Origin of the sequence: Clostridium amylolyticum (assembly GCF_900142075.1) — a bacterium.
GTDB lineage: Bacteria > Bacillota > Clostridia > Clostridiales > Clostridiaceae > Clostridium_AA > Clostridium_AA amylolyticum.
Genome location: NZ_FQZO01000015.1, coordinates 19134 through 36854 on the forward strand (window position 1 = coordinate 19134; position 17721 = coordinate 36854).

At 31.6% G+C, this 17721-nt stretch carries 16 protein-coding genes; 9 read left to right on the plus strand and 7 right to left on the minus strand.

The features are described from left to right. Nucleotides 1-7: 7 nt before the first annotated feature. The 4 genes from BUA82_RS19815 to BUA82_RS19830 all read left to right on the plus strand — a co-directional run bounded on the left by BUA82_RS19815 (nt 8) and on the right by BUA82_RS19830 (nt 5434). Nucleotides 8-1333, plus strand: coding sequence for a 6-phospho-alpha-glucosidase (locus BUA82_RS19815; protein WP_073012759.1), 1326 nt, complete (start codon nt 8-10; stop codon nt 1331-1333). A gap of 58 nt (nt 1334-1391) precedes the next feature. Beyond that, the gene (locus tag BUA82_RS19820; protein WP_073012761.1) at nt 1392-2951 is read left to right on the plus strand and encodes a PTS transporter subunit EIIC; all 1560 of its coding nucleotides are present in this window, start codon (nt 1392-1394) and stop codon (nt 2949-2951) included. A 361-nt stretch (nt 2952-3312) separates the two neighbouring features. Next, nucleotides 3313-3894 carry an RNA polymerase sigma factor gene (locus BUA82_RS19825; RefSeq protein WP_073012763.1) on the plus strand — a complete coding sequence of 194 codons (582 nt, stop codon included), beginning with the start codon at nt 3313-3315 and terminating at the stop codon, nt 3892-3894. Beyond that, nucleotides 3872-5434 (plus strand): anti-sigma factor family protein, encoded by a 1563-nt coding sequence (locus tag BUA82_RS19830; protein WP_073012765.1) that lies wholly within the window; start codon nt 3872-3874, stop codon nt 5432-5434. Before BUA82_RS19825 ends, BUA82_RS19830 begins: the two co-directional genes overlap by 23 nt. Before the next feature lie 112 nt (nt 5435-5546). Here BUA82_RS19830 and melA read toward each other — a convergent pair whose 3' ends face one another. After that, on the minus strand, nt 5547-6845 hold the full coding sequence (gene melA / locus BUA82_RS19835) for an alpha-glucosidase/alpha-galactosidase (RefSeq protein ID WP_073012768.1): 1299 nt from the start codon (nt 6843-6845) through the stop codon (nt 5547-5549). A gap of 131 nt (nt 6846-6976) precedes the next feature. Between melA and BUA82_RS19840 the strand changes: the two genes are divergently transcribed. After that, nucleotides 6977-7813: an AraC family transcriptional regulator gene (locus tag BUA82_RS19840; RefSeq protein ID WP_073012771.1), complete on the plus strand. Its 837-nt coding sequence runs from the start codon at nt 6977-6979 to the stop codon at nt 7811-7813. Nucleotides 7814-8005: 192 nt separating this feature from the next. On the opposite strand, the gene BUA82_RS19845 is transcribed toward BUA82_RS19840, so the two are convergent. The 3 genes from BUA82_RS19845 to BUA82_RS19855 form a co-directional block, all read right to left on the minus strand. Beyond that, nucleotides 8006-8833 (minus strand): carbohydrate ABC transporter permease, encoded by an 828-nt coding sequence (locus BUA82_RS19845; RefSeq protein WP_073012774.1) that lies wholly within the window; start codon nt 8831-8833, stop codon nt 8006-8008. 18 nt (nt 8834-8851) lie between these two features. Next, the gene (locus BUA82_RS19850) at nt 8852-9694 is read right to left on the minus strand and encodes a carbohydrate ABC transporter permease (RefSeq protein ID WP_083600047.1); all 843 of its coding nucleotides are present in this window, start codon (nt 9692-9694) and stop codon (nt 8852-8854) included. A 179-nt stretch (nt 9695-9873) separates the two neighbouring features. After that, nucleotides 9874-11163 carry an ABC transporter substrate-binding protein gene (locus tag BUA82_RS19855; protein ID WP_073012852.1) on the minus strand — a complete coding sequence of 430 codons (1290 nt, stop codon included), beginning with the start codon at nt 11161-11163 and terminating at the stop codon, nt 9874-9876. Nucleotides 11164-12040: 877 nt separating this feature from the next. Between BUA82_RS19855 and BUA82_RS19860 the strand changes: the two genes are divergently transcribed. From BUA82_RS19860 to BUA82_RS19875, 4 genes are all read left to right on the plus strand, one after another. Beyond that, the gene (locus tag BUA82_RS19860) at nt 12041-12631 is read left to right on the plus strand and encodes an RNA polymerase sigma factor (protein ID WP_073012777.1); all 591 of its coding nucleotides are present in this window, start codon (nt 12041-12043) and stop codon (nt 12629-12631) included. Between the two features lie 87 nt (nt 12632-12718). Continuing rightward, a complete protein-coding gene (locus BUA82_RS19865) occupies nt 12719-13207 on the plus strand; it encodes a DUF2975 domain-containing protein (protein WP_073012780.1) in 489 nt (162 codons plus the stop codon). Nucleotides 13208-13221: 14 nt separating this feature from the next. Then, nucleotides 13222-13446 carry a helix-turn-helix domain-containing protein gene (locus tag BUA82_RS19870; RefSeq protein ID WP_073012783.1) on the plus strand — a complete coding sequence of 75 codons (225 nt, stop codon included), beginning with the start codon at nt 13222-13224 and terminating at the stop codon, nt 13444-13446. Between the two features lie 50 nt (nt 13447-13496). Continuing rightward, a complete protein-coding gene (locus BUA82_RS19875; RefSeq protein WP_073012787.1) occupies nt 13497-13709 on the plus strand; it encodes a DUF3955 domain-containing protein in 213 nt (70 codons plus the stop codon). A 313-nt stretch (nt 13710-14022) separates the two neighbouring features. Here BUA82_RS19875 and BUA82_RS19880 read toward each other — a convergent pair whose 3' ends face one another. The 3 genes from BUA82_RS19880 to lpdA form a co-directional block, all read right to left on the minus strand. After that, nucleotides 14023-14715 (minus strand): 5'-methylthioadenosine/adenosylhomocysteine nucleosidase, encoded by a 693-nt coding sequence (locus tag BUA82_RS19880; protein WP_073012790.1) that lies wholly within the window; start codon nt 14713-14715, stop codon nt 14023-14025. Between the two features lie 242 nt (nt 14716-14957). Further along, a complete protein-coding gene (lplA, locus tag BUA82_RS19885; protein ID WP_207650323.1) occupies nt 14958-15953 on the minus strand; it encodes a lipoate--protein ligase in 996 nt (331 codons plus the stop codon). Then, the gene (lpdA, locus tag BUA82_RS19890) at nt 15943-17691 is read right to left on the minus strand and encodes a dihydrolipoyl dehydrogenase (RefSeq protein ID WP_073012794.1); all 1749 of its coding nucleotides are present in this window, start codon (nt 17689-17691) and stop codon (nt 15943-15945) included. Before lpdA ends, lplA begins: the two co-directional genes overlap by 11 nt. Between the last annotated feature and the right edge of the window lie 30 nt (nt 17692-17721).

Sequence of the window (17721 nt, forward strand, 5' to 3'; positions counted from 1 at the left end):
ATAAACTATGAAGAAGTTTAGCGTTGTAATAGTAGGTGGAGGAAGTTCTCATTCTCCAGGAATTATAAAGAGTTTAGTGGAAAAGCAAGAAGAGTTTCCGTTGAGGAAGCTAGTTCTATATGATATCAGTGAAGAAAGATTAAAGGTAGTAGATAAAATATGTAAGCAATTAATAAAGGACTTAAAAGAAGGGGTTGAGTATGTTGTGACCACAAACCCTGAAGTAGCATATGAAGATATAGACTTTGCCTTTGCTCAAATAAGACAAGGTGGACTAAAAATGAGAGAAAAGGATGAAAAAATTCCCCTAGAATTTGATGTAGTAGGACAAGAAACTTGTGGAGCTGGCGGATTTTCATATGGATTAAGGTCTATTCCAGGAGTTTTTGAAATGATAGATAATATTAGAAAATATAATAAGGATGCTTGGATAATTAATTATAGTAATCCTGCAGCTATAGTGGCTGAAGCCACTAGAAGAAAGTATAACAATGAAAAGATCTTAAATATCTGCGATATGCCAGTAGCAATTCAATTATCTTTTGCTAAAATGTTAGGTTTACAAAGCTATGACGAATTAGATCCAGTTTATTTCGGATTAAACCATTTTGGTTGGTGGACAAAATTATATGACAAAAATGGTGTAGATAGGTTACCTGAATTAAGAGAAAAGATTTTAGAGTCTGGATTGGCGGCATCACATGATAAGCACCATTCGGATCCAGATTGGAAGAAGACATGGAGTAATTTTAAAGAAATTTTAGAAGATTTTCCTGACTTTTTACCAAATACTTATTTACAATATTATCTGTATCCTAAGGAAGTTGTTGAAAAGAGCAATAAAGAGTATACAAGAGCTAACATGGTTATGGATGGAAGAGAAAAACAAATGTTTGAGGAAGCTAGGCTGATTGATGAATCAAAAGGGAAGCATAAAGTAAATTTAGATTTATTTAATGCATTTGGAGATTTCATGGTAGATGTAGCAGCATCTATAGCATATAACAAGGGAAATAGATATTTAGTTATAGTAGAAAATAATGGTTCAATACCAACCTTATCTAAAGATGCTATGGTTGAAGTTCCATGCTACCTAAGAAGCTGGGGTCCAGAGCCAATAGTTATTGGAGAAATTCCAACTTTCTATAAAGGATTGATTGAAAACCAAGTTGCCTTTGAAAAGCTTGCAGTGGATGCTGTATTTGAAAATTCATACCAAAGAGCATTAGAAGCATTAACTTTAAATAAAACAATCCCGTCAGCAAAAGTGGCTAGAAAGATCTTAGATAAATTAATAGAAGCTAATAAAGGATATTGGCCTGATTTAAAATAAATATACTGGTTGGCTTGGCTTTTGCTAAGTCGACCACAATAAAAAGGAGGAGATATTAATGAAGAATTCAAAGTATTTTTCAGCATTTCAACAACTAGGTAAAGTTCTAATGACCCCAGTTATGCTATTACCCATAGCAGGCATCCTCGTGGGAATAGGCTCAGCTTTTTCAAGTGTTAACCTTATAAAAACTATGCCTTTTCTTGAAAACCATTTCTTACAATTGGTATTTAAGATATTTAAAGCAGCAGGTAATTCAGTATTTAGCTATTTACCAGTTATATTTGCAATTTCTATAGCAATAGGCTATGCAAAAAAAGAAAAAGGAGTTGCAGCGCTAGCGGCATTTTTATCCTTTATAGTTATGCATAACGTAATGAGCACATTATTAATAGATTTAGGAAAATTAAATCCAGCTAAATTACAAACAGGACAATCAATGGTTTTAGGTATTCCTTCTTTAGATGTAGGAGTATTTGGCGGTATTATAGTAGGTTTTCTAGTAGCATTTTTACATAACAAATTCTATAATATATCCTTACCTCCAGTATTGGGTATATTTAGTGGTACAAAATTTGTGCCAATGATTTCAATAGTAGCTTCAGTATTTTTAGGATTAGTTATGGCAGGAATTTGGCCAATAATTCAAGGTGGATTAACATCCCTTAGCGCTATTATAAATTCAACAGGAGCTTTTGGCACAGTTATTTATGGATTAGCAGAACGTGCATTATTACCTTTTGGATTACATCATTTTGTATATTTACCATTCTTCTTTACAAGTTTAGGAGGATCTGCATTAATTGATGGTAAAACTATAGAAGGGGCAGTTAACATATATCAAGCACAGTTAGCATCTCCAACTGCAATGTTTGATATAAATATCACTAGATTCGTAATGAATGGTAAAGTTATTATAGCTGCTTTTGGATTAACAGGTGCTGCTTTTGCAATGTATAAGACTGCAAGACCAGAAAAGAAAAAATTTGTTAAAGGACTAATTATTGCAGCAGCTATTCCAGCGTTTTTTACAGGAATAACAGAACCTATAGAATATGCATTTCTATTTGTTGCACCAATGTTATTTGTAGTTCATGCTTTGTATGCTGGGTTAGCATATTTATTAACTTATTTATTACAGGTAAATGTACCAGGTACTTCAGCTTTTGGAGGACCATTCTTAAGTACAATATTTAATGGTATTATGCAGTCTGATAAAGGATCAAATTGGATTTGGATACCAATTTTGGGAACAGCATTTTTCTTCTTATATTATTTTACGTTTAAATATATGATTTTAAAGTTTGATTATAAAACTCCAGGTAGAGAAGAAGATACAGAGGAAACACAAGTTAGTAAAAAAGAAACAGCTAAAGATGAAATTTTATATGAAATAATAGAAGGCTTGGGAGGACAAGATAATATATTATCTGTAGATGCATGTTTTACTAGATTAAGAGTAAAGGTAAAAGATAAAGTATTAGTTGGAGATACAGCTTTATGGAAGAAGCTTGGAGCCAATGGAGTAGTACAAGTTAGTGATGGTGTTCAAGTTATATATGGAGCTAAAGCTGATGTTTACAAAACACAAATAAGAGAAGCAATAGGGTTGGATTAATAATGCAATACTTTTAGGTAACATTCACAGAATTGATTTATATAATTCTGTGAATGTTACCTAATATTTTTATTGAAAATTGTAGGTTTAGGAATTGTTAGATTTGCTGAACATATATAAGAGGGTGAAACTATTAATGAATAGTTTCAAAGAGAAATATTTAAAGAGATATCAACTAATGTTAGAATTTTTAATTTTGCAGTAACTTATTATAAAAAATCATGGGAAGACGCTTTAGTAGATATAATGTAACGTAAATTTAAATATTTAATTTTAAAAGTATCTTTTCCTAAGATTGATACGTAGAAATATATAGGAAAGTATCGGCTGCTTTTACTTTAAAACAGCGGAGGTGATGTTATTGCAGGATAAAGAAATAGTGGAAAGAATATTGAATGGTGATGTCCAAGCCTTCGAGCTTATCATAAATCGTTACGAAATTTCTATTGCAAGATTTATTTATCAAATGGTGAGGGATAAAGAAACCGCGGAGGATTTAACTCAAGAGGTTTTTATTTTGGCTTATAATAAACTTTTTACCTATAAGTCTGATTATAAATTTTCGGCTTGGCTTTATAGAATTGCAAGAAATAAGACTATAGATTATATAAGGAAAGAGGGAAAAGTGAAGAGTGTAAACTTAGATGATATAGGTCCAATTTGTTCTAATGAATCTTCTCCAGAAGAAATCATAGAATTTAGAGAACTTAAAGAAACTATAGAAAGTTTTATAAGAACTTTAGATATTATAGACAAGCAGATTCTTACTTTAAGATACACAAAACATGAACTGACCTTTAATGATATTGCAGATATGCTGAACATGAGTTTATCTTCAGTAAAAAAACGTTACTACAAGATTTATGATAAGTACGAAAAATATCTATCCCGCAATAATCTGGTAAAAAGGGGTGAGGACTATGAATTGCAACAAATTCGCTGATAATTTAATGGATTATATAGAAAATGAATTAGGAAGCATAGATAGCAATGAAATGTTAAATCACTTAGAAAGCTGTGACAAATGCAGAGAAATTTATGAAAGAAGATTATCCACTATTCATAGTTTCCAACAGGTTTTAGCTTTTCCAGGAATAAACTTCACCAGTAAAAAGCAGAGTATTTTAGATAGTATAGATAAAAATAAATATGACACTAAATTAATAAGCAAATTAAAATATGGCTTAATACGAAATAAAAAGCTCATAGCTACTTTAGCGGCAGCTTCCTTTGTATTTATGTTACTTCCTAAGACCTTAAGCATGATTGGAATTGATAAAATAAATATCAAAGGCGGCTATTCAAAGTCTTCAAGTGATGGTCAAGAAGCTAAAAAATCTACCCAAGATAATTTGGCAATTACCGAAGCATCTAAAGAATCTACCAATTCTATTCATGAAAATGTATTAAAAGAATTAGAGGAACTTAAGAATGATATTCCTGTAAAGGGAATGCCTTGGAATGTATATTATGCTGATAAAGGCAATATTATCTTTGGAAATTATACTCATTTGTTGGTTTACAACCAAGACATGAATAAGATTACTAATGCCATAGATTTAAGAGATTTAGGAATCTCTGGAGAGTTAGGAGAAAAATCTAGTTTTGATATAAAAGTTAGTCCAGACGGAAATTATGTGGTTATAGGTAACTCCACCCCATATAAAGATAAAAAGTTAACTGAAAGTGAAAAAGCACCAGTATACTTATTAGACTTCTACAGAGGCAGAACCATGAAGCTTCAAAATGGTAACTTATTTGATATACATGTTAATTGGTCTATGGACTGTTCATGGATGGTAAGATATGACATGGTAGAAGAAACTGTAGCAGCATCTGACCTTATGAATTGGAAGTCATACCTAGTGGGAAATTTTAAGAATGAGGCCATAAAGGATATATTTATAGGTGAAACAGGATCTTTATCCGTTTATGGAAAACAAAAATATTTGTTAAAAGCACCAGAATATAAAGAAAAAATCCAGCTGCAGGGCACACCCATAGGCTTTAAAGGCGATAGGGCATTAGCCATAGAAAATAATACTATTTATGAGTATCCAAGTAAGGAAAAAATATTTTTTTCTGACCTAAAAAATTATAATGAAAATGATTATTTTAAACAAAATGGTAGTAAAATTATCATAAGCGATTATAAAAATCAAGCTATCTTAGATTTAAACTCCAGAGTTGTTTCTGAAGGGTCGGTTTATACAGAAAGCTCTTACTTTAACTGGGGCATTTCCTTAAAGCAAGAATCCAATAATGGAAGTTCAAAGGTGGTTGTTTTAGATACCAGTGATAAGGTTGTAAATAGTATAAATATTAATGATACCAACCTAATTAGCTATCCTAAGCTTATGGACAGTGATAATTTTATTATGGTAGATATAGTTAAGGGAGCAAAAAATGCAGGTGAGTTTGAAATTTTGAAATATAACTTACAAAAGGGAGATAAGAAGGTTTTATTTAAAAGCACGAAGTAATATGTGTTTAAGTGAACAATAAAGTAGTATCGTAAAATTATCTGAAGGTACTTGAATAATAAACTAGGGGAGTAACTACTGTTCACTCCCCTTTTAAATAATTATAAATATATTACACAAATTTAGGTAGCCAATTACCATGAGCCTCAATTAAATCGTCACATAAAGAGACTATTTCGTCTATGGACAACTCAGAGGAAGTATGAGGGTCAAGCATTGCTGCATGATAGATATATTCCTTCTTACTTGTAATAGCTGCTTCTAGAGTTAAAAGCTGTGTATTTATATTAGTTCTGTTTAATGCTGCTAATTGAGGGGGAAGTTCTCCTACATAGCAAGGTGTTACTCCTGAACTATCCACTAGGCAAGGAACTTCTACCACAGCATCCTTAGGAAGATTGGTTATTAAGCCAGTATTTAATACGTTTCCTCCAATTTTATATGGTATATTGGTTTCCATAGCTTCCATGATATATGAAGCATATTCAGTAGTACGTTTATGCTCAATGCTTTTATTATCTAATAAATCCTTACCCATCTGATGCCAATTTTTTATTTGTTCTACACATCTTCTAGGGTATTCGTCTAAAGGTATATTAAACTTTTCAATTAGTTTGGGATATTTACTTTTTATAAAATATGGCATGTATTCAGAATTATGCTCACTGGATTCTGTTACATAATATCCAAAGCGTTTCATTATTTCATAGCGCACCATATCATTATGTGGAGTTTCTCTCTGTAGTGCTTTTCTTTTAATCTCTGGATATAAATCTACTCCATCCTTTGTAATTTCAAGAAGCCAAGCCATATGGTTAATTCCTGCTATTTTCCACTGAACACCTTTAGTATCCATGTTTAGGCCTTCTAATAAATGGCTTGCACACACTTGTACACTATGACACAATCCAACGGTTTTAATGCTTGTACTTTTAAGCATGGCTCCAGTTAATATAGCCATAGGATTGGTGTAATTTAAAAACAATGCATCCTTGCAAACTTCCTCCATATCTCTAGCAAAATCAAGAAGTACAGGTATGGTTCTTAAGGCTCTAAAAATTCCTCCAATACCTAAGGTATCACCAATGGTTTGACGTAGACCATACTTTTTAGGAATTTCGAAATCGGTTACAGTACAGGGCTCATAACCTCCTACTTGAATTGCGTTTACCACATATTTTGCTCCTCTTAAAGCTTCCTTTCTATCACTATAGGATGTAATCTTTGCTCTACCGCTATTTGAGTTTTTATTTATATTGTTTAGAATTATTTCTGATTCCTTCAACCTTTTAGGGTCTATGTCATAAAGTGCTATTTCTGAATCACAAAGTGAAGAAGTTAGCATAACATCACCCAGTACATTTTTTGCAAATATTGTGCTTCCAGCACCCATAAAAGCTATCTTTGTCATAAATATCCCTCCATTGATTATTATTATCTTAATTATTATTATAATGAGAATATTGAAAAATATATATGGTATAATGTTATTAGTGTATAGTTAAATGTTACAATATATTTTGAAATTTCAGGAGGTTTTCTATGGATAATTTATTAATGGAAGAGCTGTTCCTAGAAATAACCAACAAGTATGATTCTAATCTCATAGTTTATCAGTGTGGGTGGGAAAAATGTAAACCTAAACATTCTTATGGTCCAGCTGTTAGAGATCATTATCTAATCCACTTCGTTACTAAAGGGGCTGGAAAGTTCTATATAGATAATCTCACCTTTGACATAAAAGAAAACCAAGGCTTTTTAATATGTCCTGGAGATATAACTTATTATGAAGCTGATGAAAAAGAACCATGGGAATATATATGGGTAGGATTTAATGGGTTAAAGGCTAATGAGTACATAAGAAGAATGGGATTAGATAATCATAATCCTATAATAAAAACAAAAAACTCAATAATAGTTTCTGACTATTTAAATAATATTTTTAAATGTTCAAAGTTTCAGCATGCAAGGGAAGTTAGGATGCTAGGCTATTTATATCTGCTTTTATCAATACTTATTGAGGAAGCAGAAATTAAAGAAGTCTCTAACTACAAGTATGAATATATTGAAAAAGCTATTGAATATATAGAAATGAATTACTCAAGAAGCATATCTGTACAAAGCATTGCTGACCACGTGGGATTAAACCGATGCTATTTCAGTAGTATTTTTAAAAATTCACTAAACATGTCCCCAGAAAGCTTTTTAATTGGATATAGAATTAATAAGGCGTGTGAACTTTTCAAGCAGAACAAAAACCTAAGAATAGGAGATGTATCACGGTCGGTAGGCTATTCTGACCAACTGGTATTTTCAAAGGTCTTTAAGAAGGTAAAAGGTTACTCCCCTAGTGAGTATATAAACCCCCTAAAGGGTTAAACAATGCATTATATACTTTAGTAAAAAAATATAGAAGAGAAAATTAATCAACAGGTTTTAGAGTTAATTTGTTTAGAGGAAGTAGTTAATTTCATTATAAAGTTATATAAATATAAAGGATTTTTATTATAATAAAAAAGCTGTATTTTATGCAGTAATTTCATGCTTAGAATACAGCTTACTTTAAAGCTATTAATTCTTTGATCCAGTGGTAGCAATCCCCTGAATAAATTGTTTTTGAAAGATAATAAATATTATAAGCATAGGCCATATAGCTATCATTGAACCTGCCATAAGTTGTGGAAAGTTAGTTGAGTATTGTCCCTGCAAAGAAGCAAGTCCTGATGATAGGGGCATCTTTTCTATGGACATATTTACTATTAATGGCCACATTAAATCCTTCCAAGCAAATAATGAGGTAAATATGCCAAGAGCTATAAGGCCTGATTTTGTAAGTGGCATCATTATTTTCCAGAAAATCTGCCATCTATTGCAGCCGTCTAAAATAGCTGCTTCTTCTAATTCATCAGGCACTCCAAGATAAAACTGTCTTAAGAGAAATGTACCAAATGCACTTACTATGCCAGGCACAATTAGTGCTTTAACAGTATTTAACCAACCTAACTTAGCAACTAAAAGATATTGCGGAATTATAAATATTTGTCCAGGTACCATCATCTGTAGAAGAACTATCATAAAAAAAAGATTTCTTCCAGGAAACTTAATCCTAGCAAGGGCGTAAGCTGCCATAGCGCTAAAGAATACTGAACCAGCAATTCTTCCAATAAGCATTAATATAGTATTTAAATAAAACTTTGGGAAAGGAAGTAAATTCCACACATCTGTATAGTTTTTCCACCTCATGCGCTTGGGAATAATAGTGGGTGGTATGGTGGTAGACTCTGTAAGAGTTTTTAAAGAAGTTAAAAACATCCATATGAATGGAAGTAACATAGCTACAGAACCTATTATTAGTACTGCATGTATAATAAAGTTATTTTTCTTTGTCTTTATACTCATTATTACACCTTCTTTACTTTATTGATAATGAACCCATTTCTTTTGAAAATAAAGCTGTGCTATTGTTATTAACATAACTATTACAAGCAAAAACATTATTATTGTTGACCCATAGCCTTTATCATTCATGACAAATGAATACTTATAGAATAAGTAAACTAATGATTGAGTTTTTTCCATAGCTGCATTAGTTTTATCTATCATCATAAATATATAGTCAAATACTTGAAGTGAACTAATAACAGTAGTAACAACTACAAAAAACATTGTAGGCGATAATAAAGGGAGTGTTATAGAGAAAAATTTACGAAAAGGACCAGCACCATCAATCTCTGCTGCTTCATAAAATGTTGCTGGTATTTCTTGAAGGCCTGCAAGAAGTATAACCATATTATATCCAATGGAACTCCATATACCTACAACTATTATTGCGCCTAAGGCTATATTAGGATTTGTGAGCCAACTTGGCCCCTTAATTCCTACTAAAGAAAGTAAGTAGTTAAAAAGTCCAAACTCAGTGTTATACATCCACTTCCATACCATAGCTATAGCAGCTGGAGCTGAAACCATGGGCAAAAAGTATATTGTACGGTATATTGATTTACCCTTAATGTTAGAGTTTAATAGTACAGCAATTGCTAAGGAAAAAATTATCCCTACTGGGACAGCTATTATAGCATACTTAAATGTATTAGCAGCAGCCTGCATTACAGCAGTATCTTGTAATAAATATTTATAATTATCTAATCTAACGAATTCATTAGAACCAAAGTCCATAGTTTTATGCAGACTTAACCAAAAGGTTTGAATTATAGGCCACACATTTAGTATTATAAGTCCTATTATTGTAGGGGCAATCATAAAATATGCCCAACAATAATCTTTTAAATCTTTCTTTTTTAGTTTAGGTTTCTTATATAGGACTCCAGTATTAGTGTTTATTTGTGTCCTCACTTTCCAATTCCTCCTTTTTATATAAACTATCCCTTATTAATAGCATAGCAATTAGTACTTAAAGTACCAATTGCTATCTAAATAAACTACTTTTCAGTTGCTAAAAGTTCATCCATTTTCTTAGCTAGTTGATTACAGCCATCTTCAACTGTAAGTTCTTTCATCCATACCTTTTTAAATGTATCTGTCTCTAATTGTTCCCATTTGGATTGAGTCTTGGAGTTAGGGTAGATAACACCGTAATCCAACATCTCTGGATAAACCTTCAAATTGAATTCTTTGGAGAAGGCAATCCAAGGTTGTTCAGTCCCCTTAAAGGCAGGTATTGCCGCACCTTTTTCAGCTTGAATAGTATTAGCTTCCTTTGTACCCAAGAACTCAAGGAACTTCCAAGCTTCTTCTGGATACTTAGTTTTTGCTGAAGCAGCATTTCCAAGTCCATTATATATAGTAGCTTTTTGCTTTCCTTTAGGAATTACAGCTAAGTCACAATTTGATTTCACATAATCATTTGCTTTAAATTGACTTACCATCCATGAACCAAACAGTGCCATTGCAACTTTTCCTGATTCAAAGTACTGAACATAGCTTGTATCTGCAAATTTATCTTGAGTTGGTGATACCTTGTATTTTTGGCTTAAGTCAACTTCCCACTGTATAGATTCTTGAGTTTCTTTTAAAGAATAACCAGATTTTTTCTTATCCTTTGAAATTACATATCCACCATTTTGATAAATAAAATTATAGTAGCCCTCTTGCTGGTCTGCAGGAGCCGCAAAACCATATATACCTTTAGCAGGATTCGTTAATTTTTGAGCAACTTCTAAAAGCTTGTTCCAATCCCAAGTTGCATCTGGATAGGAAATTTTATTTTCATCAAATAAAGTCTTGTTGTACCAAAGAGCTATTGTATCGTAATCTTTTGGAATAGCATAGTTCTTACCATCTAGCGTATATAAATCCACCAGTCCTTTAGGAAAGTTATCAAGACTCATAATATTGGTGTTTTTAACCTTGCTACTTAAATCTAATAATTGCTTACCAGAAGCATATTTTACAAAGTTGTTTGAATGCATCCAGAATACATCTGGAATAGATTCTCCTAAAGCAGCTGCTTCTAGCTTAGTCCAATATTGGCTCCAAGGTGTAACTTCCACTTTTATTTTTATATTTGGATTCTTTGCTTCAAAAGCATCAGCTATAGCCCTCATACCAGGCTCTTGGTTCTTGTCCCAAATTGCATAGGTAAGAGTGACATTTTTAGATTTACTTTGCGAATCAGTACGGTTGCTATCTTTTGAACTGCCGCAACCTGCTAATGTTGTAAGACCAGTTACTAGAGTGAGTACAAGAGCAGTTAATTTTTTAAAACTCATTTTCACTAATATTTCCCCCTTTATTAATAATCCCTTAGTCTCTTGAAGAGCAATAGAAAACTTAATTTCTAATACTTATATCATATATGTGCAGAAATTCCTAAACAGTTATAGAGTTCTTAACTATAAAGGCTAGAATATATAAAAGTTAGGGAATTTCAGTGCAAACAAAATTTAAACAATTAAACAAGTGAGATTAATCTACTTGAAGATACATTAGGTATTTGCTTTGATAACGTTTACTTAAAGGTTATAATTATCCTAAAAATTTTAAAAATTACACCTATATATAGTAAATACGCATATAACAAATATTTTGAATTTAAAATAATATTTCCCTAGGAAACTTTTTGTTTATTCTTTAGTATGAGTAAATTATATTATATTATTGTATTAATTTAGAATGAATTAATGTTAGAAGTATATGTTTAAATGTTAGGTTTATATGGACAAAAATGGAAAAAGTATTAAGGATGGCTTTCAGCCATCCTTAATTGATCTTTTCTATAATTTTCTTTAATATGCTGGTAGAGTTTTTTACTGAATACAAGCCATTAGAATAGGCACAGAGATACCTATGTTTTTTTCTTTACATTTAAATAAAAATGTAAAATGAAAAAGAATAATAATATATTGAATTGAAGATAATATTTATTGACAAACGATAAATATTTATTTATAATAGCATTAAACAGTAAAGGGATATATAGGTTGAATAATGTGAAAAGTGGTTTTATTTATAAAATCTTAAATATAACGTTTATTTAGATTAATTTAAGTATTTAATTCTAAAAGAATCTTTTCCTAAGATTAGTACGTGGATATATACAGAAGAATATCTGTTAATTTTACTTTTAAAAGGTCGGGGGTGAGATTATTGGAGGATAAAGAAATAGTGGAAAGAATACTAAATGGTGATGTTCAAGCTTTCGAGCTTATTATAAATCGTTATGAAATGTCCATTGCAAGATTTATTTATCAAATGGTGAGAGATAAAGAAACAGCAGAGGATTTGACACAAGAAGTTTTTATATTAGCTTATAACAAGCTTTTTACTTATAAACCAGATTATATGTTCTCAGCTTGGCTATATAGAATTGCAAGGAATAAAACTATAGATTATATAAGAAAGGAAGGAAAGGTGAAGAGTGTAAACATAGAGGACATTGGTTCAATTTGTTCTAAGGAGTCTTCTCTAGAGGAAGTTTTAGAGTATAGAGAGCTTAAAGAAAACATAGAAAACTTTGTAAACACCTTAGATATTATAGATAAGCAAATTCTTACCTTAAGATATACAAAACATGAACTGACCTTTAATGATATTGCACATATGCTTAACATGAGTTTATGCTCTGTTAAAAAACGTTATTACAAGATTTATGATAAGTACAAGAAATATGTATTCCGTAATAAGTCAGTAAAAAGGGGTGAGGGATATGAATTGCAACAAATGCATACAACTGTATGAGAAAAGCTTGTTTTTATTTATAATTATGCCTAGCGTTTCATATTTAGAAACTCTGTTTAAACTAGCAAAGAAATTGAGGTTGATAATGTGAGAAAGAATTTTATTCCCAAAATTCTAAATGCAATTGTAATTTTAGGAATCTCTATTACATGTATTCTTTATTTGATAAATCCACTTATTGTTAAAGACTTTTTAAAAAGCAGGTATTCTATATCAGACTATAGAATGGTTATAACCATTTCCACTTGCATTTATTTACTTGGAGTTCCATATATAATAGCTCTATTTAAGCTAAGAGAGCTTTGTGGCTTGGTTGTTAAAAACAATCCTTTTTCTATAGAAAGCGTTAAATCATTAAAAGTTATTTCTATGTGTTGTTTTAGTGAACTAATTTTTATTATAGGATGCGAAAAATATTTAGATTATTCAATGGAAGGATTCAAATATATTCCTACAGGATTACCTATTGCTGCATTGACTATTATTTGCTTAACAATAGGATTACTATGCATAGTATTATCCCAATTATTTGAGATTGCTATAAAAATTAAAGAGGAGAATGATGAAACAATTTAGAAAGGAATGTTATTATGCCAATTATAGTGAATCTTGATGTGATGATGGCTAAAAGAAAGATTAATTCTACAGAGCTTTCAGAAAAAATGGGAATAACTATGGCTAATCTTTCCATTTTAAAGAATAGTAAAGCAAAAGCAACTCGTTTCTCTACACTGGATTCCTTATGCAAAATATTAGATTGTCAGCCAGGTGATATTTTGGAGTATGTAGATGAGGATGATGATAGGTTAAAATAATATATCTGTTATTAAAATAAAAATATTTAATTAAATAGGAGGAAGTTTTTATGAAAAAGTATATTTTTTCTTTGGTATCATTTATTATAGGTATTGCATGTATGATGGCTTTTAATATTATTGGGTCAGAAATTGCCCCTGACGGTAGAGTTATAGAGCCATTTTATTTGATACCAGTGGGTTTTTTCTTTGTGTTTATTGCCGTAATTTCAGCATTAATAGTTACATTATTTTATAAGGTTAAAGAAGGTATCAACAAATAATTCTTATATCTATAAGTAACAAAGCATATCCATTGGTTTTACGGATGGATATTTAATATACATTTGTTGAATTTAATGCATTACAAAAGGATGGTTTTATTTGAATAAGAAAAAATTTCAAATGCCAGCTGCTGCACACCTTTTGCTTATTAGAGAAGGTAAAATATTATTTGATATAAGAAAACATTAAATTATTGGTATTAGCTTTACTAGTAAAACAAAATTTTGGGGTTAATAGATTAAAAAGTACTGGATAATAATGGAGCCACGTGATTTATGACTTTTAAATAAGTCACAAATCACGTGGCGGCCATTAATTTATTTTCTCTATAATTTTCTTTAATATACTTGTGGAATTTTTTACTGCTATAGGAGTAAATTTTTCAAAGTCCATATGAGCTCCGTTGTTAGCATTGTCAGATATAGAACGTATAACTACAAAAGGAATATGGTTAAGATAGCAAACGTGAGCTATGCTTCCACCTTCCATCTCGCAGGCAAAGGCATCGAATTCTTTGCTAAGCCATTGAATCTTTTCTAAGTCTGCCACAAACTGGTCTCCCGTAACTATTCTACCCACAAAGCTTTTTATATCTTTTATTTCTTCACAAGCGGATTTTGATATTTCTACAAGTTCATGGTCACATTTAAAATCAAAGGTGTCTAATCTTGGAATCTGTCCTATTCTATCTCCAAATACAGAGGTGTCCATATCATGTTGTACTAGTGAATCTGCTATAACCACATCACCAGGATATATGTTTTTGCCTATTCCTCCAGCAACGCCTACATTTATGATTTTATCAACTTTATATTCGCTGATAAGAATCTGTGTACACACTGCAGCATTTACCTTACCGATACCGCAAACTACAGCTACAACTTCCTTACCCCAAAGCCTTCCACTATGAAAACTCATATTTGCCTTAGTTTCTTTTTTATCCAGTTCCATGTCCTTAAGTAATATCTCCAGTTCTTCACTCATAGCACCTATAATACCTATCATAACAAACCTCCATCTTAATTTAAAATTAAGAATTTAGAATTTAAAATGAAGGAAAAAATTCCTGACGGAATTTTAATGAATATAATATTAAACTCCTTTGGAGCTTAAAAGCGTAAAGAAAGGAAGCCTGAAGGGTTCCTTTCTTTGCTTTAAATAAATTTTAAGTTTTTCTGATTCTTTTTATCAGAAAAATATCCTTCATTCTACATTCTAAATTTTAAATTCTAAATTAGTTTACCATTCTAAATTAAATTTCCTATCCATTTTATAATAAATTCCTCTATAATGCTAGAGGATGTTTTAGATTGTGTATTTTGAATTGCTTTTATTATTGCTTCTTTTTGGAAAGGGACACCTTTTAGTGCGGTTTCTATGATAGTAGGAAATATAGTGTCTAAGGCATCTGTAAATACCTTGCATTGGGTAATGGTGCCGTTATTTACTTTTAAACATAGTTGTACATTACCAAAGGAAAATCTATTTTCGTATTCTATGTCAAACTCTGGAGACTCTCCGTATATAAAGTTCCAAGAGGAGTATTTCTCGTATAGTTCTTTAATTTCCTCTGTGCTTTCATCTACCACATATTCCTCTGGAGATACACTATAAACTTCACAAAAGCTTCTTACTAAAGAGGTTTTTAAATCTTCAATGATTAGTAGAGGATTTATTTCTTTTAAGTTGATCACTCTAGCTTTAACAGAGTCAATGCCTTTAGACTTAATTTTACTTTCTGAAACCTTTAGGTATTTTGATAGCTTAGACATATTTACATCTACCAGCAAGGTACCATGGTGATAATTTCCCTTATCACCATAGTAAAAAGCATTGCCGGAAAACTTCTTGCCAAATACTTCAATGTCATTTCTACCAGAAAACTCAGCATTTATGCCGAAGTCTTTTAAAGCATGTAATATTACATGAAGCTGTTTATTTATATCAAAATTATCATTACTAGCTAAAAAGGTGAAGTTTAAGTTACCTAAATCGTGAAATACTGCTCCACCACCGGATAGCCTTCTAACTAGTTTTCCATCATCACTGTTAAGTTCATCTATACGGCATTCCTTCCAAGAGTTTTGATTGTTGCCAATAACTACGGTATTTTGGTTTTGCCATAAATAGAAAATCACTTCATCTTCACTTATGGAGTTAAGCAGATATTCCTCCAAAGCTAGATTAAACCATGGGTCATAGCTATTAGAATATACAACCTTTGCCTTTAATTTATTTAACAAAATGTATTGCTCCTCCATGTAATTCAAGAGCTGCTTCATGTAAGGATTCCGCTGTGGTAGGGTGAGCATGTATGGTTTCTATTATATTTTCATCCGTTAATTTATTTTTAACCGCTAAAGCAATTTCAGCTATTAAGTCTGTAGCGTGAGGTCCTATAATTGCTCCTCCTAAAATCACTCCAGTATTTTTATCCTTAATTATCTTAACAAAGCCACTACTCTCTCCATAAATTAAAGCTTTACCGTTGGCTGCAAAAGGGAAGGTACCTACTTCTATTTCCATAGACTTGCTTAGTGCTTCCTTTTCTGTAATGCCCACTACAGCTATTTCAGGAGAAGTAAATATGGCGCTAGGTACTACAGAATAATCCATGGAAGTCTCTTGCCCCATAATATTTTTCACTGCCACCACCCCTTGATGAGAGGCTACATGGGCTAGTTGAAGCTTATTAGTTACGTCACCTATGGCATAGATACCATCTGCGGAGGTTTGCATTTTGTCATTTACTTCTATGGCTCTATCACCCTTAGTCAATGCTATACCAATGTTTTTAAGTTCCTCTTTATCCATTACAGGCTTTCTTCCTACGGACATGAGAACCTTATCCCCTGTAACAAATTTCTTCTCGTCTTTTTCACTAAAGGATACTATTAATTTGTTATTTTCCTCTTTTATTATTTCTTCTGCCTTAGCTCCGGTATAAAGCTTTATGCCTAACTCTTTGGCCTTACCCTCAATTACCTCTATAACATCCTTATCTAAGGTGGCTAATATGGAGTCAAAATATTCAATAACAGTAACCTTACAGCCTATCTCAGCATATACAAAGGCAAACTCCATACCTATAACTCCACCACCTATAATTACCATGGTTTCAGGTAGCTTATCTAGATTTAATGCTTCTTTACTGGTTATTACCCCAGGAAGATCATGTCCTTTAATAGGTAAAATTATGGACTCTGAGCCTGTAGCTATAATTATATTTTCTGCTTTAATAGTTATTTCTTTATTACCTTCTTTTACAAAAACAGTGGATTTATCTAGTATCTTACCTTCACCATAAATGGTTCTTACATCTCTTTTATTTAAGATATAACCTATACCGCCTTTAAGCTCATCCACTATTTTATTTTTACGGTTTAAAACTTTAGGTAGGTTTAATTTTACATTATCAGCTTCTATTCCAAACTCTGCTCCATTTTTTGTATTGCTGTATACCTCTGCGCTTCGAACTAAAACCTTAGTAGGTATGCAACCGTGATTTAAGCAGGTTCCTCCTAGATGTTCTTTTTCAATTAATATAACCTTTGCTCCAAGCTTTGCAGCTTCAATGGCAGCCACATATCCACCGGGACCTCCGCCTAATACTACTACCTTACATTCTGTTTCCTCTTTTTTAGGCTTTAAAAGATTTGCCATATAATTAAAGGTGGAAGGAGAAGAAGTTTGATTTTTGTTAGCTGCTTTAGCTGAATCGCTGGCAGATTCTGAAGTAGTGCTGATTTCAGAAACTTCCGCCATAGCTATAACCTGTCCTACATTCACCATATCTCCTACATTAACCTTTAAACTTTTTATTATACCTTTTACAGTGCTCTTGAAATCTACGCTGCCTTTATTACTTTCAATGGATATAATCTTATCTCCTAAGTTTATATTATCCCCTTCACTAACGTGAACTTTACATATTTTACCTTGCTTTGTGTGACCACTTATTTTATCAAGAATAATTTCCATGATTAACCTCCATGTTAAAAAAGACTGTCA

Bases quoted from the DNA above. Each gene is read 5' to 3' on its own strand.
- BUA82_RS19815 (WP_073012759.1), top strand. From the start codon at position 8: ATGAAGAAGTTTAGCGTTGTAATAGTAGGTGGAGGAAGTTCTCATTCT.
- BUA82_RS19820 (WP_073012761.1), top strand. From the start codon at position 1,392: ATGAAGAATTCAAAGTATTTTTCAGCATTTCAACAACTAGGTAAAGTT.
- BUA82_RS19830 (WP_073012765.1), top strand. From the start codon at position 3,872: ATGAATTGCAACAAATTCGCTGATAATTTAATGGATTATATAGAAAAT.
- melA (WP_073012768.1), bottom strand. From the start codon at position 6,845: ATGACAAAGATAGCTTTTATGGGTGCTGGAAGCACAATATTTGCAAAA.
- BUA82_RS19840 (WP_073012771.1), top strand. From the start codon at position 6,977: ATGGATAATTTATTAATGGAAGAGCTGTTCCTAGAAATAACCAACAAG.
- BUA82_RS19845 (WP_073012774.1), bottom strand. From the start codon at position 8,833: ATGAGTATAAAGACAAAGAAAAATAACTTTATTATACATGCAGTACTA.
- BUA82_RS19850 (WP_083600047.1), bottom strand. From the start codon at position 9,694: ATGATTGCCCCTACAATAATAGGACTTATAATACTAAATGTGTGGCCT.
- BUA82_RS19855 (WP_073012852.1), bottom strand. From the start codon at position 11,163: ATGAGTTTTAAAAAATTAACTGCTCTTGTACTCACTCTAGTAACTGGT.
- BUA82_RS19870 (WP_073012783.1), top strand. From the start codon at position 13,222: ATGCCAATTATAGTGAATCTTGATGTGATGATGGCTAAAAGAAAGATT.
- BUA82_RS19875 (WP_073012787.1), top strand. From the start codon at position 13,497: ATGAAAAAGTATATTTTTTCTTTGGTATCATTTATTATAGGTATTGCA.
- BUA82_RS19880 (WP_073012790.1), bottom strand. From the start codon at position 14,715: ATGATAGGTATTATAGGTGCTATGAGTGAAGAACTGGAGATATTACTT.
- lpdA (WP_073012794.1), bottom strand. From the start codon at position 17,691: ATGGAAATTATTCTTGATAAAATAAGTGGTCACACAAAGCAAGGTAAA.